This is a genomic window from Streptomyces sp. 2A115 (assembly GCF_052245575.1).
Classification (GTDB): Bacteria; Actinomycetota; Actinomycetes; order Streptomycetales; family Streptomycetaceae; genus Streptomyces.
Map to the genome: position 1 here is coordinate 49941 of NZ_JBQQCG010000057.1, position 20830 is coordinate 70770.

At 70.5% G+C, this 20830-nt stretch carries 17 protein-coding genes; 15 read left to right on the top strand and 2 right to left on the bottom strand.

Translation table 11 applies throughout. The features are described from left to right. Positions 1-10: 10 nt before the first annotated feature. Both ACTWQR_RS36990 and ACTWQR_RS36995 read left to right on the top strand, forming a co-directional pair. The gene (locus ACTWQR_RS36990; protein ID WP_443231609.1) at positions 11-199 is read left to right on the top strand and encodes a hypothetical protein; all 189 of its coding nucleotides are present in this window, start codon (positions 11-13) and stop codon (positions 197-199) included. Between the two features lie 30 nt (positions 200-229). Next, positions 230-1045, top strand: a complete 816-nt coding sequence (locus ACTWQR_RS36995; RefSeq protein WP_443231610.1) for a S1 RNA-binding domain-containing protein — start codon at positions 230-232, stop codon at positions 1043-1045. A gap of 258 nt (positions 1046-1303) precedes the next feature. Here the strand turns inward: ACTWQR_RS36995 and ACTWQR_RS37000 are convergent, their stop codons facing one another. Continuing rightward, complete coding sequence (locus ACTWQR_RS37000; protein ID WP_443231611.1) at positions 1304-2149, bottom strand: NAD(P)H-binding protein; 846 nt, start codon at positions 2147-2149, stop codon at positions 1304-1306. A 147-nt stretch (positions 2150-2296) separates the two neighbouring features. Here ACTWQR_RS37000 and ACTWQR_RS37005 point away from each other — a divergent pair, with 147 nt between their 5' ends. From ACTWQR_RS37005 to obgE, 9 genes are all read left to right on the top strand, one after another. Further along, positions 2297-2689, top strand: coding sequence for a winged helix-turn-helix transcriptional regulator (locus tag ACTWQR_RS37005; protein WP_443231612.1), 393 nt, complete (start codon positions 2297-2299; stop codon positions 2687-2689). A gap of 129 nt (positions 2690-2818) precedes the next feature. Continuing rightward, complete coding sequence (locus ACTWQR_RS37010; RefSeq protein ID WP_443231613.1) at positions 2819-3352, top strand: GNAT family N-acetyltransferase; 534 nt, start codon at positions 2819-2821, stop codon at positions 3350-3352. A gap of 15 nt (positions 3353-3367) precedes the next feature. Continuing rightward, entirely contained in the window at positions 3368-4738 is a 1371-nt protein-coding gene (locus ACTWQR_RS37015; protein WP_443231614.1) for a hypothetical protein, read from the top strand. Positions 4739-4873: 135 nt separating this feature from the next. Beyond that, positions 4874-5698 (top strand): TIGR03936 family radical SAM-associated protein, encoded by an 825-nt coding sequence (locus ACTWQR_RS37020; protein WP_443231615.1) that lies wholly within the window; start codon positions 4874-4876, stop codon positions 5696-5698. A gap of 236 nt (positions 5699-5934) precedes the next feature. After that, on the top strand, positions 5935-10197 hold the full coding sequence (locus ACTWQR_RS37025) for an Rne/Rng family ribonuclease (protein ID WP_443231616.1): 4263 nt from the start codon (positions 5935-5937) through the stop codon (positions 10195-10197). A gap of 317 nt (positions 10198-10514) precedes the next feature. Beyond that, complete coding sequence (locus tag ACTWQR_RS37030; RefSeq protein WP_443231617.1) at positions 10515-11867, top strand: phospholipase D-like domain-containing protein; 1353 nt, start codon at positions 10515-10517, stop codon at positions 11865-11867. Positions 11868-12065: 198 nt separating this feature from the next. Then, positions 12066-12386: a 50S ribosomal protein L21 gene (gene rplU, locus ACTWQR_RS37035; RefSeq protein WP_443231618.1), complete on the top strand. Its 321-nt coding sequence runs from the start codon at positions 12066-12068 to the stop codon at positions 12384-12386. A gap of 14 nt (positions 12387-12400) precedes the next feature. Continuing rightward, positions 12401-12655 (top strand): 50S ribosomal protein L27, encoded by a 255-nt coding sequence (gene rpmA / locus ACTWQR_RS37040; protein ID WP_006374707.1) that lies wholly within the window; start codon positions 12401-12403, stop codon positions 12653-12655. Positions 12656-12827: 172 nt separating this feature from the next. Then, positions 12828-14264: a GTPase ObgE gene (gene obgE, locus ACTWQR_RS37045; protein WP_443231619.1), complete on the top strand. Its 1437-nt coding sequence runs from the start codon at positions 12828-12830 to the stop codon at positions 14262-14264. Between the two features lie 197 nt (positions 14265-14461). Here the strand turns inward: obgE and ACTWQR_RS37050 are convergent, their stop codons facing one another. Further along, on the bottom strand, positions 14462-16546 hold the full coding sequence (locus ACTWQR_RS37050) for a hypothetical protein (RefSeq protein ID WP_443231620.1): 2085 nt from the start codon (positions 16544-16546) through the stop codon (positions 14462-14464). A 373-nt stretch (positions 16547-16919) separates the two neighbouring features. Between ACTWQR_RS37050 and proB the strand changes: the two genes are divergently transcribed. The 4 genes from proB (at position 16920) to ACTWQR_RS37070 (ending at position 20685) form a co-directional block, all read left to right on the top strand. Next, the gene (gene proB / locus ACTWQR_RS37055) at positions 16920-18026 is read left to right on the top strand and encodes a glutamate 5-kinase (protein WP_443231621.1); all 1107 of its coding nucleotides are present in this window, start codon (positions 16920-16922) and stop codon (positions 18024-18026) included. A gap of 139 nt (positions 18027-18165) precedes the next feature. Next, positions 18166-18624 (top strand): hypothetical protein, encoded by a 459-nt coding sequence (locus tag ACTWQR_RS37060; RefSeq protein ID WP_443231634.1) that lies wholly within the window; start codon positions 18166-18168, stop codon positions 18622-18624. Between the two features lie 73 nt (positions 18625-18697). Continuing rightward, positions 18698-19984, top strand: coding sequence for a glutamate-5-semialdehyde dehydrogenase (locus ACTWQR_RS37065; RefSeq protein ID WP_443231622.1), 1287 nt, complete (start codon positions 18698-18700; stop codon positions 19982-19984). Between the two features lie 110 nt (positions 19985-20094). After that, a complete protein-coding gene (locus ACTWQR_RS37070; protein ID WP_443231623.1) occupies positions 20095-20685 on the top strand; it encodes an SCO2584 family spore wall biosynthesis protein in 591 nt (196 codons plus the stop codon). The last annotated feature ends 145 nt before the right edge of the window (positions 20686-20830 follow it).

A 20830-nucleotide genomic window follows, 5' to 3' on the forward strand; every position in this document is an offset into this window, starting at 1 on the left:
GCTCACTGACGTGAGTGAGGCGTTGCGGCGCATCGTCGAGGTCCTGGGGGACGGCGGCGAGGAAGAGGCGGCTGCCGTCCTGAGGGCGCTCGGCGCTCAGAGCGGAGAACGGCAGGGGATCGTGCGGGAGGCGCCGAGAACGCCGCTGCCGCCTCCTGGGGGCTCGACTGGTGTCTATTCGGAGGTGGAGTGGATCTAGCGCGAGGCTCCTCGTGAGAGCCTGGATGGCATGGGGGAAGTGTCGGCCGACCAGGCTGTCCGGAGGTTTCTGTCGTCGATCCATGTCGGCGATGTCTGCAGGGGGACGGTTGCGGAGATCAATCGGTCTGGGATGACGGTGACCTTGGACGGCTTCGCCGCGCGCCCGCTGGGGATGGTGGGGCCGCTGGATGGTCCCTGGCTTCAACGTCCGGGTGAGGGTATGGAGGTCGGGCGGCGGATCAGTGCCGAGGTGATCGCCGTTGATTCCGACGAGGGCCAGGTTCTCCTGTCGACGGCGGCCACCGAGGACCGGGAACTCTGGATGTTCCTCAAGCGCCTTCAACCCGGCGAGATCCTGTCCGGTACGGTCGCGGCGATCGAGAGTTTCGGCGTGTTCGTCGCGCTGGACGACGGCCCTGAACACCCGGTCTTTCCTGGGGTCGGCTTTGTCACCTTTCCCGAGCTGTCCTGGCGGCGTTTCGAAGATGCTTCGGATGTCGTTGAGGTCGGACAGCGTGTGTCGTGCGAGTTCCTGCAGTTCGACACATGGAACGGGGAGGCCCGGCTGTCCCTGCGAGCGCTGCAGCCGGATCCCTTCGCGACGTTCGCCGAAGGCACCGAGGTGGGCCAGATCCTGCGTGGTCGGGTCACCAAACTGGTCCCGTTCGGCGCATTCGTTCAGGTCGCCGACGGGATTGAGGGACTGGTTCATCTGAGCGAGCTCGCATCGGCGCCGGTGGAAGCTCCGGCGGAGGTCCTACAGGTCGCCGACGAGGTCTCGGTCGTGGTCATGGAAGTCGATGTGGAGCGGCGCAGGGTGGCGCTTTCCCTGCGGCAGGCCTGAGGCTGCTCTGGTGCGGACTGTGTCCGCAGATGGACACGCAGATCCAGATCGGCCCGACGGGGAAGAAGCTGCTGCCCCTGAGTGTGGTCAACGCGGGGGCCGGTAGCGGCGGGCACGGGCATTGAGGTGAGTGTGGCGTTGGCTGCGGATTGCTGATACCCCGGGGGCTTTGGTCCGGAGGCAGCTCTGGCAGCCGCCAGCCTGACCTGGGGGTTTGGCGGCAGCAGCCGCAGCCGCAGCGGCAACAGGCGTGGTGGGCTAGGCAAAGGCGGAGATGTTGCGCTTCGCCCAGTCGGCGAACGTGGCGGGCGCGCGGTGGAGGACCTGCTCCACGTCGGGGCTGATGCGCTGCTCGGCGGGGGTGGGCGTACCGAGAATGTCGAGCGTGGTTTCGACCACGGGCTCGGGCATGAATCGCAGCATCTGTTCGCGGGCCTCGTCGCGGGTCTGCTCGACGAAGCGGACCGGTTCGCCGAGCGCGTTCCCAATCGCCTCGGCCCGGTGCCGGGGCGTGCTGAGGGCGGGCCCGGTCAGCTCGTAGATTCGTCCGGCGTGGCCGTCCTCGCGCAGGGCGGCTGCGGCGACCTCGGCGATGTCGGCCGGGTCGATGGTGGGCAGGCCGATGTCGGCGAAGGGCGCGGCGATCACACGTCGGGTGCGGACCGACTCGGCCCAGGCGTAGGCGTTGGAGTCGAAGCCGCCGGGGCGCAGGATCGTCCAGTCCAGGCCCGACTGCCGGACAGCGTCCTCGATGGCCAGTCCCGTACCCCCGTGCGAGGCCGACTGGGGTCGGGTGGCGACTCCTTGGGAGGAGAGCAGCACGACTCGCCCGATGCCGCCTGCTTTGGCGGCGTCGAGGATGTTGTGCGGGCTGAGCAGGTGCGCGCTGGGGCCGCCGCTTTGCAGGAACAGCGCGTCGGCACCGTCGAACACGGGTCGCAGGCTCTCCGGATCGATCAGGTCCGCCTGTCGGTGCCGGACGCCGTCCGGGACGTCCGCGTCCGAGATGCTTCGGGATGTCGCGATCACCTGGTGGCCGGTTGCCGCGAGGGTCTGCACAAGCGATCGGCCTACGTTGCCGGTCGCCCCCGTCGTTACGATCATGAGCAACTCCCGTGTTGGTTCAGTGTGGTTGTCGCTGCCCGAGCGGGCGGAACGCCGCGGATGGCTGCTTTCCGGGCGACGAGGGGAAGCTAACACCGCCGGTATAGTAGGTACCTATAGGAAAGTGGCTATCCCGAAGGGATGCGCATGACGGGCAATGTGATGCGGACGGCACCCGCTGGGACCGACCCGGAGCTCGCCTGTCCGGTCGGCCCGGTCGTGGACATCGTGTTCAGCCGGTGGACCACGCCGATCCTGTGGAGCCTCCATACCCATGGCCGGCAACGGTTCGTCGAGCTGGAACGGCGCATCACCCGGATCACGCCGAAGGTGCTGACCCAGCGGTTGAGGCAACTGGAGCGCGACGGGCTGGTCGTGCGCACGTACCACCCAGAGGTCCCGCCCCGGGTCGAGTACGAGATCAGCGAACTCGGCCGCAGCCTCGCTCCGCTCTTCGCGCACCTGACCGAGTGGGCCGCCGAGAACCTCGCGAAGGTCGAGCGGGCCCGGGACGACTACGACACCGCTTCGGCCCGATAGCCCCCGATAGCCCTCGATAACGCGCCGGCTGAACCCTGACTGGTGACACTTCGTCACACGGTCCGATGGCTCGGGCGGCGGCGAAAAATACCGTGGCCGGGTTCTCGGGCGTCGCGGCACAATGAGGCGATGCCGCAGCTCATCAGCCCCGATCCCCGTTTCCGGACCTCCTTCCTGGACGCCGTGCGCGAGAACCTCGACGAGAGCGAGTACTTCGGAAACACCCTCAAGCACGAACTCGCCGTGTATGGCGGCAGTTGGCGGGAGCCGGAGGGATTCGCGCGGTATGTCGCGGCGATTCGCGAAGAGGAGTTGGAGCAGGGGCGGCGCCCGGAGGGATTCGTGCCGGGCAGCTGGTACTGGTACGTGGACGGGGACGCGTACCTGGGCCGGATCCATCTGCGTCACCGTCTGACCCCGTCTTTGCGCGACTTCGGTGGTCATATCGGCTACGGGGTACGGCCCACGGCGCGCAGGAAGGGGTACGCCACGGCGATGCTCCGTGACGTCCTGCCGCACGCGCGTGAACTGGGGCTCGACCGGGTCCTCGTCACCTGTGACACCACCAACGTCGGCTCCCGCAAGGTCATAGAGGCCAATGGTGGAGAGTTCGAGGACGAACGCGGCGGAAAGCTGCGGTTCTGGATCCGTACGGGCCGCTGACGCGTCCTCGTCCTCATGGACCTGGAAAAGTCGCCGCCGCCCGCGGCGCCCGAGACATCTGCGGTGACACCCGCGGCTGCGACGCCTGTGGGGCAGCGAGCATCCGCTCCCGAGGGATGTCTGGCCGTCGCGATCCGTGTTCCGGTGCGGATCGTGGTCTTCGTGCTGGTCCTGCCGGTGCGCATGGTGTGGGACGCGCTCGTCGTCGGCGGGCGTTTCCTCAACGACACGGTGTTCCGGCCGGTGGGGCGGGCGATCGTGTGGGTGCTCGCGCCTGTGGGACGGTCAATTGTGTGGCTGGCCGGGGGAGTCGCGGCTCTCGGCGGGTGGCTGCTGACCGGTCTCGGGCACGTGCTGGTGTGGCTGGGCAAGGCGGTGTTCGTCTGGCCGTGGGTGGGGCTGTGGCGGTACATGGTCCTGCCGGCGGGCAGGGCACTGGGCCGGCTCGGGCATGTGCTGCTCGTCGTGCCCGCAGGGTGGCTGTACGAGCGGGCGCTGACGCCTTTTGGGCACGGCGTCGTGTGGGTGCTGCGGGGGACCGGGGCCGGGTGCGCCTGGCTGTGGCGGATGCTGGTGGTCGTTCCTGCCGGGTGGGCGTATCGATGGCTCCTCGCGCCGACCGGGCGGGGGATCGCCTGGCTGGCCGCGGGCTTCGGGGCAGGCGTGGCTTGGGCCGCGCGGGGGCTGTGGGGCGGGATCACATGGGTCTGTCTGGGGGTGTGGGCGGGCGTGACATGGGTCGCTCGCGGGCTCTGGGCCGGTGTCGTATGGGTCGCCAGTGGTGTGTGGGCCGGTGTCGTGTGGGTCTCCCGGGGTCTGTGGGCCGGCGTCACATGGGTCGGCCTGGGCCTATGGGCAGGCATGACATGGGTGGGGCGTGGGGTCTGGGCGGGGATGACCTGGCTCGCGATGGTGGTCGGGACACTCCTGCGGTGGATCTTCGTCGTGCCCGCTCTCGCCCTGTGGCGCTGGGTGCTCGTGCCGGTCGGGCGGGGGATCGGTGTCGTCGCACGTGAGCTCGGCGAAGCCCTGGGCCACGCGTGGCGAGTCGCCGGGTATGTGTCGCTCGCCGTCGGGCGGTTCCTCGGGCGGCTCTTCCGGTGGATCTTCGTGGAGCCGGTGCGGTGGGCGTACAGGAGCGTGCTCACCCCGGTCGGGCACCTCGTACGGGACGCCGTGTGGCGGCCCGCCGCGAAGGCCGCCCGGAGTGTGGGGCGTACCACCCGGCAGGCCGTGGCGAGCGCCCGCGAGACGGCGCGGCAGACCCGGGCCGACATCCGGCGCATGCTGTTCGGGGCGCCGCCGGAGCCCGCGCCGGCGCCTTTGGCCCCACCCCGGAGCGAACCCGAGTCGGTGAGCCTGGCCAAGCCCGGCGGGAGCCGGTAGTCAGAGACAGACCGCTCCCGACGGGAACCGGTGGCCGACAAGACACGTACTCTAGGTAGCAGTACGACCGCTCTCACGAAGGACTGAAAGACACTGGGCAAGCGACAGCCCGAAGGCCCGCCGCCCGCACCCGCGGTGCAGCGCATCCGACTGCGCTACACCAAGCGCGGCCGCCTCCGGTTCACCAGCCACCGCGACTTCCAGCGCGCCTTCGAGCGTGCGCTGCGCCGCGCCGAGGTGCCCATGGCGTACTCGGCCGGGTTCACGCCGCACCCGAAGGTGTCGTACGCCAATGCCGCACCCACCGGCACGGGCAGTGAGGCCGAGTACCTGGAGATCGCGCTCACCGACGCGCGCGATCCCGACAAGCTGCGTGACCTCCTCGACGAGTCGCTCCCGGCCGGGCTCGACATCGTCGACGCGGTCGAGGCCCGCACGTCGGGTCTCGCCGACCGGCTCACCGGGTCCGTGTGGGAGCTGCGCCTCGACGGCGTGGCGCCCGAGGACGCGAAGCGCGCGGTCGACGCCTTCAAGTCGGCCGACACCGTCGAGGTCCAGCGCAAGACGAAGAACGGTATGCGTACCTTCGACGCCCGCGGCGCCGTCGCGAGCCTGGAGGCGCACGCCGCGCAGCCCGAGACACTGCCTGAGACGCACCGTCCACAGGCTGATAGGCCGACCGACCAGCCCTGTGCGATACTGCGGCTGGTTGTTCGGCACGTGACGCCTGCCGTTCGACCTGACGACGTCCTGTCCGGTCTCCGAGCTGTGGCCGACCTGGCGCCGCCGGTCCCCGCAGCGGTGACCAGGCTGGCGCAGGGGCTTTTCGATGAAGAGACCGGCACGGTGACCGACCCGCTCGCGCCCGACCGCGAGGCAGCAGCAGCCGCCCCAACAGTTTTCTCAGGGCACGCCGCAGCTGCCGCCGCGAAGGCGCCGGTGCCGGAAGGTCCCGCGTAAGGACGGACGTCGAAGCGCCGCCCTCGTATCCGGGAGCCACCTGGGTCGGGCAGCGCACCGACCAGAAGACTTTCGCCAGGCCGTACGCACACATGGCGTACGGAACCGGCGAGACAGGACACAGAGAGCTCCCGTGCGGCGCCCGCGCCCCGGACGGCGGCACCGCGCATCGCGCGAGCCGCGGACGTCACCGGATCAGGTGTGGCGCCCGGGAGCCTGACGGGAGATCCACCCGCATGCTCGAGCCGACCGAACCCATTGAGGGTTCCGAGAACAGCACCCCCAGCGACACGCTGCCGCCGCGTAGGCGCCGCCGCGCCGCGTCCCGCCCCGCGGGACCACCCTCGGCAGCGTCCGAGGCCACGGCCGAGACCACGGCACCGGCCGTACCGGCTGTGAGCTCCGCCGCTCTCGCGACGGAGGAGACCGAGGAGACGGCAGCCGAGGCTGCCGCTCCGGAGACCGCCGAGACCGTGATTTCGGCCACTACGGTCACCACTCCGGCGACCACCGAGGAGGAGGCCGCGCTCGCTGAGCCCGCGGCTGAGCCCGAATCGGTACCCGAACCCGTACCTGTGGCCGATGAGGCCGCTCCCGCTCCGCGTACGCGCCGTCGTGCCACGCGTCGTGCGTCCGCTCCCGCGGGTGCGCCGCAGGCCGCCGAGGTGGCGGAGACCAGCGCGGCCGCCGCCACGTCGGGCGACGAGGCCGCGGCTGTGTCCGAGACCGCTGAGGCCGAGCGCGTGGCCGAGGCCGTGGCTGAGCCCGAATCCGTACCTGTGGCCGATGAGGCCGCTCCCGCTCCGCGTGCGCGCCGTCGTGCCACGCGTCGTGCTTCCGCTCCGGCGGGTGCGCCGCAGGCGGTCGGCACAGAGGCCCCGGTGACCACCGAGGCCCCGGTGACGCCCGAGCCTGTCGAGGCCCAGGCCACGACCTCCGCCCCGGCCGCCGAAGAGGCGCCGGCCGGCGAGGCCGAGGACGCCGCTCCTCGCCGTTCGCGCCGTCGCGCCACGCGTCGTGCCACCGCTCCGGCGGGTGCGCCGCAGGCGGAGCCCGAGACACCCGCAGCCGCGTCCGCCGAGGACGCCGCCGCGCCCACCCGCCGTGCCACCACGCCGAAGGCGGAGCGCGCCGCGGCATCCACCGCGACCGAGCCCGCCGAGGCCGTTGTCCGCGACGAGCGCAGGGAGGCCCCTGTGGCCGCTGCCAACAACGACCGGGCCACCGAGGCCGAGACCCCCGCCGAGGCCGAGGCCGCCGCTGAGGAGGCGGAGGCCACTCCTCGACGCGCCCGGCGCCGTGCCACGCGCAAGGCGGCCGGCGGCTTCTCCGCGCCCGCACCGCAGAAGGCCGTGGAGTCCGAGGAGGAGTCCGGTCGGCGTCCCGCACGCCGCCCCGCTGTCGCCGTGTTCCAGGCGCCCGTCTTCACCGAGCCGATGTTCCAGACGCCGGAGCGCGCCGCGGCCGCCGCCGCTGCCGAGGCCGCCGAGGACACGGAAGAGGTCGAGGAAACCGCCGAGCCGGTCCAGCAGACCCCCGCGCCCGCCCCCGTCTCCGAGGAGGAGACCGGCGGATCTCGCCGACGCCGCCGCAGGAAGGTCGAGGAGTCCCCCGTCGCCGCGGAGGTCGTCGAGACCCCCGAGGCCGAGGAGCAGGGCGACGAGGAGTCCGCCGAGGACGCCGCCGAGAGTGACGAGTCCGAGGAGACCGGCTCGCGTCGCCGGCGCCGCCGCGGTGGCCGTCGTCGCCGCCGGGGCGAGTCCGCCGAGTCGGACGGCGAGTCCGCGGAGAGCGACGAGTACGCCTCCGAGCAGGCCGCCCAGGACGCAGAGGACACCGCCGAGCAGACCGAGGAAGACGCCGACGAGGACGAGCGCGAGGAGGCCGGCGGCTCCAGCAGCAGCCGTCGCCGTCGCCGCCGTCGCCGTCGCGCCGGTGACGCGCCCGTCGACGCCGAGCCGACCGAGGCCGACCCCGAGCGCACGGTCGTCAAGGTCCGCGAGCCCCGCGGCAGGAAGGACGAGCGGCCCGGCGACGCCCAGGACGAGGTGCAGTCCATCAAGGGCTCGACCCGTCTCGAGGCGAAGAAGCAGCGCCGCCGTGAAGGGCGAGAGCAGGGCCGTCGTCGCGTTCCGATCATCACCGAGGCCGAGTTCCTGGCCCGCCGTGAGGCCGTCGAGCGTGTGATGGTCGTCCGCCAGAGCGGCGAGCGCACCCAGATCGGCGTTCTTGAGGACAACGTGCTCGTCGAGCACTACGTCAACAAGGAGCAGTCGACCTCGTACGTCGGCAACGTCTACCTGGGCAAGGTCCAGAACGTGCTGCCGTCGATGGAGGCCGCCTTCATCGACATCGGCAAGGGCCGCAACGCCGTGCTCTACGCCGGTGAGGTCAACTTCGAGGCGCTGGGCATGGCCAACGGCCCCCGCCGCATCGAGTCCGCCCTCAAGTCCGGCCAGTCGGTCCTCGTGCAGGTCACGAAGGACCCGATCGGCCACAAGGGCGCCCGCCTGACCAGCCAGGTGTCCCTCCCCGGCCGCTACCTGGTGTACGTGCCCGAGGGCTCGATGACCGGTATCAGCCGCAAGCTGCCCGACACCGAGCGCGCGCGGCTGAAGACCATCCTCAAGAAGATCGTCCCCGAGGACGCGGGCGTCATCGTGCGCACCGCCGCCGAGGGCGCGAGCGAGGACGAGCTGCGCCGTGACGTCGAGCGGCTCCAGGCGCAGTGGGAGGACATCCAGAAGAAGTCGAAGGGCGGCAACGCCCCGACGCTGCTGTACGGCGAGCCGGACATGACCGTCCGCGTCGTCCGCGACATCTTCAACGAGGACTTCACCAAGGTCATCGTCAGCGGCGACGAGGCGTGGGAGACCATCCACGGGTACGTCGCCCATGTCGCGCCCGACCTGGCCGATCGCCTCTCCCGGTGGACCTCCGAGGTCGACGTCTTCGCCACGTACCGGATCGACGAGCAGCTCGCCAAGGCGCTCGACCGCAAGGTCTGGCTGCCGAGCGGCGGCTCGCTGGTGATCGACAAGACCGAAGCGATGATCGTGGTCGACGTCAACACCGGCAAGTTCACCGGTCAGGGCGGCAACCTCGAAGAGACGGTCACCAGGAACAACCTGGAGGCGGCCGAGGAGATCGTGCGCCAGCTGCGGCTGCGCGACCTCGGCGGCATCGTCGTCATCGACTTCATCGACATGGTCCTGGAGTCCAACCGCGACCTGGTGCTGCGCCGTCTCCTGGAGTGCCTGGGACGCGACCGTACGAAGCACCAGGTGGCCGAGGTCACCTCGCTGGGCCTCGTCCAGATGACCCGCAAGCGGGTCGGCCAGGGCCTGCTGGAGTCGTTCTCGGAGACCTGCGTCCACTGCAACGGCCGCGGCGTGATCGTGCACATGGAGCAGCCGACCTCCGTCGGAGGCGGCGGCAAGCGCAAGAAGCGCGGCCGTGGCGGTGCCGAGCAGATCACCGAGCCCGAGCACACGCACGAGCCGGAGACGTTCGAGCCGGTCGAGGTCGAGACGGCGGCCGAGGTCGCCGCCGAGGTCGCCGAGCCTGTCGCACTGCCCGAGCCCGAGTTCGTGCCGGACGAGGACCTCTACAGCAGTGCCGCCGAGGCGGAGGCCGCGGCCACCCGTGGCCGCTCGCGGCGTCGTACGAGCCGGCGCGCGTCGGCTCCGGCGGGTGCGCCGAGGTCCGAGTCCCGTAGGCCTGAGCGCCGGACCGAGGCTCCGACCGCTCAGACCGTGACGCCGGAGGAGGAGATCGCGCGTCCCGTGCAGCCGGAGCCGGCCGCCGTCGCGCACTCCGAGCCCGTCGCCGCCGAGGACCCGGTCGTCGAGGACCCGGTCGTCGAGGCACCGGCCGCCGAGGCGCCGGTCGTCGAGGAAGCGGCGCCCAGGGGGCGTACGCGCCGTCGGGCGACCCGTAAGGCCACCGCGCCCGCCGGTTCGCCCAAGGCGGCGGAGGCGGCCGTGGTGACCGTCACCGAGCCGGTCGCCGCACCCGCCGAGCCCAAGGCGGAGCCGGTCGCCGAGGCCAGGCCCGAGCCGCAGCCGGAGCCCGTCGCCGACAGTGCCGCTCCGGCCCGTCCGCGTCGCCGTGCGGTCCGCAAGGCCACCGCGCCCACCGCGTCCGAGGAGACGGCCGTCGTGGTCGTCCCGTCGACACCGGCGGAAGCTCCGGCGGAGGCGGCCGAGAAGCCCGCCGAAGCGCCCGCCGAGGTCTCCGCGGAGGAAGTCGGCGAGGAGGTCGGCGAGGAGGAGACTCCGGCCAGGAAGACGGCCCGTAAGACGGCCAAGAAGGTGACGGCGAAGAAGGCCGCCGCGAAGAAGACGACGACGGCGGCCAAGAAGACGGTCGCCAAGAAGACCGCGGCCAAGAAGACGGCGAAGACCGCCAAGACGGCTGCCAAGTCGACGTCGAAGAAGACCGCGGCGGCGACACAGCAGACGCCGTCCACCGTCTCGGCCTCCACGGACGAAGACTGACGACCAAGACGGACGACGAGGGCTGAGCACCCGAGGCGCGAGCCTCGACCACGACGCCCCCTGACCTGCGGCTATCGCGCCGGTCAGGGGGCGTCGGCGTATCCGGACGACCCTCGGCCCGCCCTGCCTGCCCGAACCGCCAAGGGGTGCGCCCGGTTTGGTATGCTCCGCCACGCTTCCGGAGGCATCACGGAACTCACATTCACCCCCCGCCTCTTGGAACGCGATCACCCGCATGCCAAACTCACTCAGTCATTCGCATGAACACACGGGTGCGCGTTGGGGAGAACGCTCGCACGTGTCAGGGAGGGGATCTCATGGCGCGCGTGCGCCTGAAAGCCACTGGGCGACACCGCGCTGTGAAGCCGGTCAAGGGAGCGCGCCAGGCCGTCGCGCTGGTCACGGTGCTGTCCGCGGCGGGCGTCCAGGCCGCCACGTCGGCCGGTACCGCGGAAGCCGTGGACACTCCGACGTGGACCGAGGGGCCGATCTTCAACGACCCGCTCGGCACCAGCGACCAGCAGCTCGCGATCCGCACCCGGCTGATCGAGCTGACCAACGCCGCGCTGCCCGGCTCCACGATCAAGGTCGCGGTCTACCACGTCTGGGAGGCCTCGGTCGTCAACGCGCTCGTGGCCGCCAAGAACCGCGGCGTGAAGGTGCAGGTCCTGCTCGACGAGTCCAGCATCAGCGACCGTCCGGCCAACACCGCGTACGGCACGCTCGCCTCGGGGCTCGGCACGGACCGTACGCAGAGCTCGTACGTCACGACCTGCCCGGAGAACAAGTCGTGCCTGGGCGATCCGAAGTTCGGGCAGTCGATCATGCACAACAAGTTCTGGCTGTTCTCGGCCGTCCAGGGCGCCACGAACGTCGTCGTCGAGACCACCTCGAACTCCACGCCGTCCGCGCACACCCGCTTCTTCAACGACGCGCTGATGCTGCCGAACAACCCGACGATGTACGACGCGTACGCGGACTACTTCGACTCGATGGCCGCGCAGGACTGGGAGTCCTGGAACTACCGCACGGTGAGCAACGGCCTCTACAAGGCGTACTTCTTCCCGCGGGCCGGCAATACCCGGGACACCGACACGGTGTACTCGATGCTCAACAACGTCACCTGCAAGTACAAGGACACCGCGGGCGTCACGCAGTCGACCAAGGTCCGGGTGGCGATCTTCAAGATCACCCGCCTGGCCATCGCGGAAAAGCTGGTCTCGCTGAAGAAGGCGGGCTGCTCCGTGAGCATCGTCTACGCGGAGTCGGACAGCGCCAAGAGCACCGGCGGCACCGCGGGCACGTGGGAGAAGCTGCACACGACCGGCGGCCCGACCGTACGCTGCTACAACGACGACCGGGACCCGCTGAACCCCGGCCAGAAGCTGACGACGCCGTACATCATCCACTCCAAGTACATCCTCATCGACGGCGTGTACGACGGCGTGCGGAACAAGGTCAGCTTCACCGGCTCCGGGAACTACACGGGCCCCGCGCTGCGCGAGAACGACGAGTCGATCGTGAAGGTCGACGACGACGCCGTGCACGACATGTTCAGGACGCACTTCGACCGGGTGACCAAGGTCGCCTATCCGGGCACCGCGGACACCACGGACCTGTGCAAGGGCGTGAAGCCGCTGCCCGCGGACGGCGAGAAGCCGACCGTGTAGGGCCCGGCCCCGAGCCGCCCCGGACCCGGTTTGACCCCCAGGTCGGGGCCCCGTAACCTTGACCCTCGGCGTGTCCATAGACGTGCCGCATTCCCGTAAACCTCTTCCTCCCGGTGGCTCGCGCTCCCGGGAGAGGCTGTCTGCTTCTGTCGGCGGCTGGACTGCGGGGATTCCGAAGCGAGCGAGAGAGAGATCCGCGTGTACGCCATCGTGCGCAGCGGTGGTCGACAGCACAAGGTTGCTGTCGGCGACACCGTTGAGGTTGACAAGATTCCCACCGCCAACGTCGGCGACACGGTCGAGCTCTCGACCCTGCTCGTTGTCGACGGTGACGCCGTCACCAGCGACCCGTGGGTGCTTGCCGGCATCAAGGTCCAGGCCGAGGTCGTGGACCACCACAAGGGCGCGAAGATCGACATCCTTCGCTACAAGAACAAGACCGGCTACCGCCGTCGTCAGGGCCACCGCCAGCAGTACACGGCGATCAAGGTCACTGAGATCCCCGCGGCTGCGAAGTAAGGGACTGAGAAGAGATGGCACACAAGAAGGGCGCATCGTCCACCCGGAACGGTCGCGACTCCAATGCTCAGCGGCTCGGCGTGAAGCGCTTCGGCGGTCAGGTCGTCAACGCCGGTGAGATCCTGGTCCGCCAGCGTGGCACCCACTTCCACCCCGGCGCGAGCGTCGGCCGTGGCAAGGACGACACGCTGTTCGCGCTGGCCGCCGGTGCGGTCGAGTTCGGTACGCACCGCGGCCGCAAGGTCGTGAACATCGTTCCGGTCGCCTGATCGGATCTTTCGCGAGGCGGACCTCACTTCCCGTACGGGAAGCGGGTCCGCCTTTCGCGTGTTTCAACTGGGCAGAGATCAACCGGGCAGGGATCCGTACGGATCGACTGACCCGGGATCCACAGAGATCTGCTGAGCAGAGATTTTTCGTACGTAACTGGAGGCACATCCCATGACCACCTTCGTGGACCGCGTCGAGCTGCACGTCGCCGCGGGTAGCGGAGGCCACGGCTGTGCCTCCGTCCACCGGGAGAAGTTCAAGCCCCTCGGCGGACCCGACGGCGGCAACGGCGGCCGTGGCGGCGACGTGATCCTGGTCGTCGACCAGTCGGTCACCACGCTCCTCGACTATCACCACTCCCCGCACCGCAAGGCCACCAACGGCAAGCCCGGTGAGGGCGCCAACCGGTCCGGCAAGGACGGGCAGGACCTGGTCCTGCCGGTGCCGAACGGCACGGTGGTCCTGGACAAGGCCGGGAACGTACTCGCGGACCTGGTGGGCCACGGGACGACGTACGTGGCAGCGGAGGGCGGCCGGGGCGGCCTCGGCAACGCGGCGCTGGCCTCGGCCCGCCGCAAGGCGCCCGGCTTCGCGCTGCTCGGTGTTCCCGGCGGCCTGCAGGACATCGTCCTTGAGCTGAAGACGGTCGCCGACGTGGCGCTCGTCGGCTACCCCAGCGCGGGCAAGTCGTCCCTCATCTCCGTTCTGTCCGCCGCCAAGCCGAAGATCGCGGACTACCCGTTCACGACCCTCGTCCCCAACCTGGGTGTGGTGACGGCCGGTTCGACCGTCTACACGATCGCGGACGTGCCGGGCCTCATCCCCGGCGCCAGCCAGGGCAAGGGCCTGGGGCTCGAGTTCCTGCGCCACGTCGAGCGCTGCGAGGTGCTGGTCCACGTGTTGGACACCGCGACCCTCGAGTCCGACCGCGACCCGGTCTCCGACCTCGACATGATCGAGGAGGAGCTGAAGCAGTACGGCGGCCTCGGCAACCGTCCGCGCCTCGTCGTCCTCAACAAGATCGACGTACCGGACGGCAAGGACCTCGCCGAGATGGTCCGCCCGGAACTGGAAGCGCGCGGCTACCGCGTCTTCGAGATCTCGGCCGTGGCGCACACCGGCCTCAAGGAACTGTCCTTCGCTCTCGCCGACTTCGTGGCGAAGGCACGCGCGGCGAAGCCCAAGGAAGAGGCCACCCGCATCGTCATCCGCCCGAAGGCGGTCGACGACGCCGGCTTCACGGTGGTCCAGGAGGAGGACGGTCTCTTCCGTGTCCGTGGCGAGAAGCCCGAGCGTTGGGTCCGCCAGACCGACTTCAGCAACGACGAGGCCGTCGGCTACCTCGCCGACCGCCTCAACCGCCTCGGCGTGGAAGAGTCGCTGATGAAGGCGGGCGCCCGCTCGGGCGACGGCGTCGCCATCGGCCCCGAGGACAACGCCGTCGTCTTCGACTGGGAGCCCACGGTCATGGCCGGTGCGGAAATGCTCGGCCGGCGCGGCGAGGACCACCGCTTCGAGGCGCCTCGCCCCGCCGTCACGCGTCGCCGCGAGAAGCAGGCGGAGCGGGACGAGTCGGAGAAGGAGTACGACGACTTCGAGCCGTTCTAGGGCGGCTGCGGGCCGTGGGGGTTGATCGCGCAGTTCCCCGCGCCCCTGAGGTGGGCGTGCCCCGTCAGGGGCGCGGGGAACTGCGCGACAAGCCCCCACTCACCCGCAGCCGACCATCTACGCACCAGCACAAGCGAAAGTGAGGGGCCCCGGAGAATCTCCGGGGCCCCTCACTTTCGCGAACTCTCGCGTCAACGCTACGCGTTGACCGAGTCCTCCGCACCGTTCGGCTCCTGAGCCGCCTCCTCCGCGGCGTCCTCGGCCGCCGAGCGCGGGGAGGGGATCTCCGCGGCGAGGCGGGACTCCATGCGGACGCGGCGTTCGTCGGCCTTGGTGCACAGGGCGTCGATCGCGGCGTTGAAGCGGGCCATGGAGGGCGGGTCGGAGGGGCCGAGCAGGTGCTCCTTGAGCTCGGCGCGGGCCGCGGTGAAGCGGTCCTTCTCCGGGTGGCGGACCGACTCCAGGAGGGCCGGGACGCTGTCCGCCTCGGGGCTGAGGATGACGCCGGCCGACACGGTCGGGAAGCCCGTACGGAACGCCGTCTCGGACAGCCCCGAGGTGTTGGCGACCGCGTACGGCTTCTCGCTCGACAGCCAGTCGGAGACGACCGACGACACGTCACTGATCAGCAGGTCCGCCTGGTTGAAGCAGGCGAAGATGGCCGGCCGCGCGGCCGTGATGATCTGGTGCTCCCACTCCGGGAAGGACGCCCAGTACGCCTTCTCCCAGGCCAGCGTGGCCTCGGTGATGGCGGCCTCGCGGTCACCCTTCGGGGCGCCCTGGAGCAGCATCCGCTCCATCTCGTCCGCGCTCTGCCGGAAGGCGGTGGACGTGAGCCGGTCCAGCTCGGCCGTACGGCGGGCCAGTTCGGCGGCGGCAGCGGCGTCCGGGCGGGCGCCCGACCGCTTGGTGTTGGCCTCGCGGATCATCGCCATGATGCGCTCGTTCGCCGCGCCCGCGCGCGGGTCGACGGAACCGGTCATCGGGTGCGGCTTGTACAGCAACCGCACCCCCTCGTCCGCCAGCAGCCGCCGCACGATGTTCTCGCCCGCCAGCACCACCGACGTGTTGCCCGGGTTGCCGTCCCAGCCCTCCCAGGTGGGCGCGTACAGCACGGTCGTGTACGCACCCGTGGGGGCGCCGGAGAAGGGGCGGATCGGCGCCAGCTGCGGGCGGCCGACCTCCACGATGTCCTTGTCCTCGACGCCGACCTCGGCCAGCGCGTACCGCTCGCGGGCCGCGGGACCGGCCACCCACACCTCGTCGTACGCCTTCGCGTACGGGTTGCAGGAGGACAGCTTGTCGCTCTCGCCATGGTTGATGAAGGCGTGCTTGACCGTGGGGATGCGCAGGACCTGCGAGGTCTTCGCGGCGTTCGCCGGGTGCAGCATCATCTTCAGCGTCGAGTTCTCCAGCGAGAACATCGTCGATACCTTCGGGAAGCAGATGACCGGCACGTCCGTCGCGTCGATCTTCTGCACCATGAAGCGCTCACGCAGCACGATCAGCGGCTTGGCGTCGACGGAGGAGAGCGTGGAGAGCCACATGTTCGCCTGGTACGCGGAGGTCGTACCGCCCGAGAAGTACATGGCCACGGTCGGCTTGTAGCCGGCCAGCCACTTGTCCAGCCACTCCATGACCTTCTGCTCGCTCTTGGCGCGCTTCTTCGGCAGCAGCCAGGTCCCGAGGTAGGCCGTACCGCCGCCCATCAGGGCGATGGCGACGCCGACGCCGATGCCGCCCCAGTAGGCGTCCGTGGTGGCCGCGGTGATCACCAGGCCGACCGTGGCCGGGATCGAGAAGGTGAGCAGGCGGTGGCCCGGGCGGCGAGCCAGGACACGCGGCGGCGCGGCGGTCAGGCGCAGCGCGGACGCGTCGATGTTGCGGGTGACGATCGGCAGCGTACGAGTGCGGCGGACCACGACCGCGGCGGCCTGGCAGGCGAAGTGCAGTGCGTAGAAGACGCACAGGGCGATCAGGAGCGGCGCCTGCTCGCGCGTCGGGTTGATCCCGTCGATCCGCAGGAGCCCCACCAGGATCAGCATGTCGCGCAGCAGCTGCCGGACCGTGACGTCGAAGCGGACCTTGCTCAGCAGTGAGAGCAGTCCGGGGTTCCGGTACTGCAAGTACACGTCGAGGGCGAGGCCGCCCGCGCTCGCGGCGATGAACACCGGGACGTTCGGCAGCAGAGCGGAGACGATCTGGGCCGTGAAGAGCGCGAACATCGCGAGCAGCGCGGACAGCTGCACGATGCGGCGGGGGGCGAGTCCGGCGGAGGGCACGGAATGGGCTCCTGCAAGGGGTGCGACGGATGGGGGAGGAGAAGGGCGTGGGAGGTGGTGACCTCTTGAAGCCCCGTAAGGCTTCGTGAAAGAAGAGGTTGACCACTGACCGTATGACTTCCGCGCCCCGCCTAGCAATCTTCCGTGGGACGCATCACCGAATAACGGATCAAACGGAAGGGAACCAACGAGGCGCGGGATACGTCTCCCAATGATCGCCTGCTTCTGAGTTCCTATGATCACTCATGGTGTCCCGCCCCTCGAAACGCGGGGGCACCCCAAGGCCGCCCTCACGTAGATTGCACAGACCGGGCTGGTCGGAACATTGGGGTAAAGCGTGTCAGCGGCAAGGCAGGCGGCAGCAAGGCAGGACGTGGCGGAAGCCCGCCGGATCGTCGTCAAGGTGGGGTCCTCGTCCCTGACCACCGCCACCGGAGGCCTCGACGCCGACCGCGTGGACGCCCTCGTGGACGTACTCGCCAAGACCCGCAGCGGGGGAGAGAAGGAGATCGTCCTCGTCTCGTCCGGCGCCATCGCCGCCGGTCTCGCCCCGCTGGGCCTGCGCCGCCGCCCCAAGGACCTCGCCCGCCAGCAGGCCGCCGCCAGCGTCGGTCAGGGCCTCCTCGTCGCCCGCTACACCGCCTCCTGCGCCCGCTACGGCATCCGCGTCGGCCAGGTGCTGCTCACCTCCGACGACATGAGCCGCCGCGCCCACCACCGCAACGCCCAGCGCACCCTCGACAAGCTCCTCGCGATGGGCGCCCTGCCGGTCGTCAACGAGAACGACACGGTCGCCACGGACGAGATCCGCTTCGGCGACAACGACCGGCTGGCCGCCCTCGTCGGCCATCTAGTACGCGCCGATCTGCTCGTCCTCCTCTCCGACGTGGACGGGGTGTACGACGGCGACCCCCGCAGCCCCGGTACGTCGCGGATAGCGGAGGTGCGCACCCCGGCGGACCTCGCCCACGTCGACATCGGCAGCGCGGGCAAGGCCGGCGTCGGCACCGGCGGCATGGTCACCAAGGTCGAGGCGGCCCGGATCGCGGCCGCCGCCGGCATCCCGGTCGTCCTCACCTCCGCCGTGCACGCGGCCGACGCCCTCGCCGGCCGGGACACCGGCACGTACTTCCACGCCACCGGGCGCCGCTCCGCCGACCGCCTGCTGTGGCTCCAGCACGCGTCCACCCCGCAGGGCGCCCTCACGCTCGACGACGGGGCCGTGCGCGCGGTCGTCGAGCGGCGCACCTCGCTGCTGCCCGCGGGCATCGCGGCCGTCGAGGGCGATTTCGTCGCGGGCGACCCCGTCGAGCTGCGCGACAGCGCGGGGCGCGCGGTCGCCCGGGGGCTGGTCAACTTCGACGCCAAGGAGATCCCGCAGCTGATCGGCCGCTCCACACACGAGCTGGCCCGCGAGCTGGGTCCCGCGTACGAACGAGAAGTCGTACACAGGGACGATCTGGTGCTGCTGCACCCGTAAACGGCCGAAAGGGCGGCCCCCCGTGGGGGACGTTCGGTAAAAGCGCCACACGGAGCCGCCCCACCTGCTCAACTTTGTTTCAGGGAGACCCCCAGAGTCCGAGCGGACCCGTTGCGTAAAGGAGGCCGTCGTGAGACGAGTGCGCCCTGGGGCGGCGGCGTCCCGCGGTGGAGCGGGCTCCCGTCCGGCCGGCGAGGAGCGGACCCTCACCAGCGTCGCGGCCGGTGACACGTACGAGGGCGATGACCCGCGTGACCTGCCCCGACTGTGGCACGTCACGCTGAGCGTCTCGGGCGACGAGGCCCCGCTGAAGGAGGTCAGGCGCGGACTCGAACAGCTCGCCCATGACCATCCCTTTCTGCTGACCAGCCGGTACGCCAACGATCACGCGGAGATCCGCTACTGGGAGGAGGCCCGCGACCTGCACGACGCGGCGGCGGTCGCGCTGCGCCTGTGGGGCGAGCACCGCCAGACCGCGAAGCTGCCGCCCTGGGAGATCGTCGGCCTGGAGGTCATCGACCGCGAGACCTACCACCATCGGATCGCGGAGGGGTACGGGCCGCTGCCCGCCACCCCCGTCGGCGTACACCCTTTCTAGGGCATGTCGGGACCTGTCTCGCGGTGTGGGACAACGGCTGAACACCTCTCGCGGGCGCACTACCCTGCGTGTTATGACCACGCTCTCGCCGTACGACTCGATGTCCCCGGTCACCCAGGCCGCCTACCGTGCCAAGGGCGCCGCCGCCGACCTCGCTCCGCTGCCGCGGGCCGAGAAGGACGACGCGCTGCTCGCGATCGCGGACGCGCTCGAGGTCCGTACGAGCGAGATCGTCGAGGCCAACACCAAGGACGTCGATCGCGCCCGCGAGGCCGGCACCAGCGAGACCGTCATCGACCGCCTCACGCTCACGCCCGAGCGGATCCGCGCGATCGCCTCGGACGTACGTGACGTGGTGGCGCTGCCCGATCCGGTCGGCGAGGTCGTCCGCGGCTCGACGCTGCCGAACGGCATCGACCTGCGCCAGGTCCGCGTCCCGCTCGGCGTCGTCGGAATCATCTACGAGGCCCGGCCGAACGTCACGGTCGACGCGGCCGCCCTCTGCCTGAAGTCCGGCAACGCGGTGCTCCTGCGCGGCTCGTCCTCGGCCTACGAGTCCAATGCCGCCCTCGTCCGCGTCCTGCGCGACGCGGTCGGCGGCTCGGGCCTGCCCGCCGACGCCGTACAGCTCGTGCCGGGCGACGGCAGGGAGTCCGTAAGGGAGCTGATGCGCGCCCGCGGCCTCGTCGACGTGCTCATCCCGCGCGGCGGCGCCTCGCTGATCCGCACGGTCGTCCAGGAGTCGACCGTCCCGGTCATCGAGACCGGCACCGGCAACTGCCACGTGTACGTCGACGCGAACGCCGACCTCGACATGGCGATCGAGATCCTGATCAACTCCAAGGCGCAGCGGCCCAGCGTGTGCAACGCCGCCGAGACGCTGCTGGTGCACCAGGACATCGCCGCCGAGTTCCTGCCGCGCGCTCTCGACGCCCTCGCGGACGCCGGGGTCACCGTGCACGCCGACGAGCGGGTCCTCGCGTACGCCAAGGACTCCAAGGCCACCGTCGTCGAGGCCACAACCGAGGACTGGGACACCGAGTACCTGTCGTACGACATCGCCGCCGCCGTTGTCGACTCGCTCGACAAGGCCGTCGCCCACATCCGGCTGTGGAGCTCAGGGCACACCGAGGCGATCGTCACCACCTCGCAGCAGGCCGCCCGCCGATTCACCCAGCTGGTGGACTCCACGACGGTCGCCGTGAACGCGTCCACGCGGTTCACGGACGGCGGCCAGTTCGGCTTCGGCGCCGAGATCGGCATCTCCACGCAGAAGCTGCACGCGCGGGGGCCGATGGGGCTGCCGGAGCTGACGAGCACGAAGTACATCGTCACGGGTGACGGACACATCCGCCGCTGAGCCCCCACCGCGACGAGACACTCCGGAACCCCTCAAAGAAAGCGTCTCGCCAGGCGGATGAATTTCCTTACCGTCTGCCCAAATTGACCACCCCGGTCTACTCTGGATTCGTGCCGGAGGACGTGGGGGGCACGCCGTTCCCTGACGGCTGGGAGCCCGACGACGACCGCGACCGCGGGGGTGCGGACGAAGAGTTCGCCTCCGTGGTCTTCGACGAGGCCTTTGTACGGGCGGCGACGGTTCACGAGCCGACCGCCGTCGAGCGCCTCCTGGCCGCCGCGCAGGCGAGAGCGGAGGCCTCCGAGGCCGAGGCACGCCGGGCGCACACCCGGGGCGTGCGCGGCGACGACGAGCTCTACGAGGACGGGTTCGGGCCCGACGGCCGTCCTCGTTTCGACCAGGACCCGGAGCTGGACGACCTCGACGACCGTGACGTTCTGCACGGCGGCTTCGGCAGCGCGGGGACGTACGGGAAACAGGCCCGCTGGCACCGTCCCGTCGCCTGGATGCTCGCCCTCGTGATGGGCATCGGCATGGTCGCGCTCGCCTTCACCGCGGTCTACCGGGGCGCGTCCTCGGGCCGCCAGGACCAGGTCCCGGCGCCGGCCTCCACCGGCCTCGAACAAGGCGGCGCAGTGGGTCCCTCGGCCTCCGCCGACTACTCCCAGCCGGCCGTCTCGGCTGAGCCGCGCACTCCGTGATGGCGGGCCGTGACAGGTTGAAAACTCGGCTTCACAGCCTGTGAAACGGGTTTGAAACACTGCCGCGCAGCCCGTAGGGGCAGGTCCGGGACCCTCGGGCGATCCTGGTGAGGACCTGTCAGAACTTGTCGTGTACCAGGGCGTT

Excerpts from the sequence above, each read along its gene's own strand:
- ACTWQR_RS36995 (WP_443231610.1), top strand. The coding sequence starts at position 230 with ATGGGGGAAGTGTCGGCCGACCAGGCTGTCCGGAGGTTTCTGTCGTCG.
- ACTWQR_RS37000 (WP_443231611.1), bottom strand. The coding sequence starts at position 2,149 with ATGATCGTAACGACGGGGGCGACCGGCAACGTAGGCCGATCGCTTGTG.
- ACTWQR_RS37005 (WP_443231612.1), top strand. The coding sequence starts at position 2,297 with ATGACGGGCAATGTGATGCGGACGGCACCCGCTGGGACCGACCCGGAG.
- ACTWQR_RS37010 (WP_443231613.1), top strand. The coding sequence starts at position 2,819 with ATGCCGCAGCTCATCAGCCCCGATCCCCGTTTCCGGACCTCCTTCCTG.
- ACTWQR_RS37015 (WP_443231614.1), top strand. The coding sequence starts at position 3,368 with ATGGACCTGGAAAAGTCGCCGCCGCCCGCGGCGCCCGAGACATCTGCG.
- ACTWQR_RS37025 (WP_443231616.1), top strand. The coding sequence starts at position 5,935 with ATGCTCGAGCCGACCGAACCCATTGAGGGTTCCGAGAACAGCACCCCC.
- ACTWQR_RS37030 (WP_443231617.1), top strand. The coding sequence starts at position 10,515 with ATGGCGCGCGTGCGCCTGAAAGCCACTGGGCGACACCGCGCTGTGAAG.
- rpmA (WP_006374707.1), top strand. The coding sequence starts at position 12,401 with ATGGCACACAAGAAGGGCGCATCGTCCACCCGGAACGGTCGCGACTCC.
- obgE (WP_443231619.1), top strand. The coding sequence starts at position 12,828 with ATGACCACCTTCGTGGACCGCGTCGAGCTGCACGTCGCCGCGGGTAGC.
- ACTWQR_RS37065 (WP_443231622.1), top strand. The coding sequence starts at position 18,698 with ATGACCACGCTCTCGCCGTACGACTCGATGTCCCCGGTCACCCAGGCC.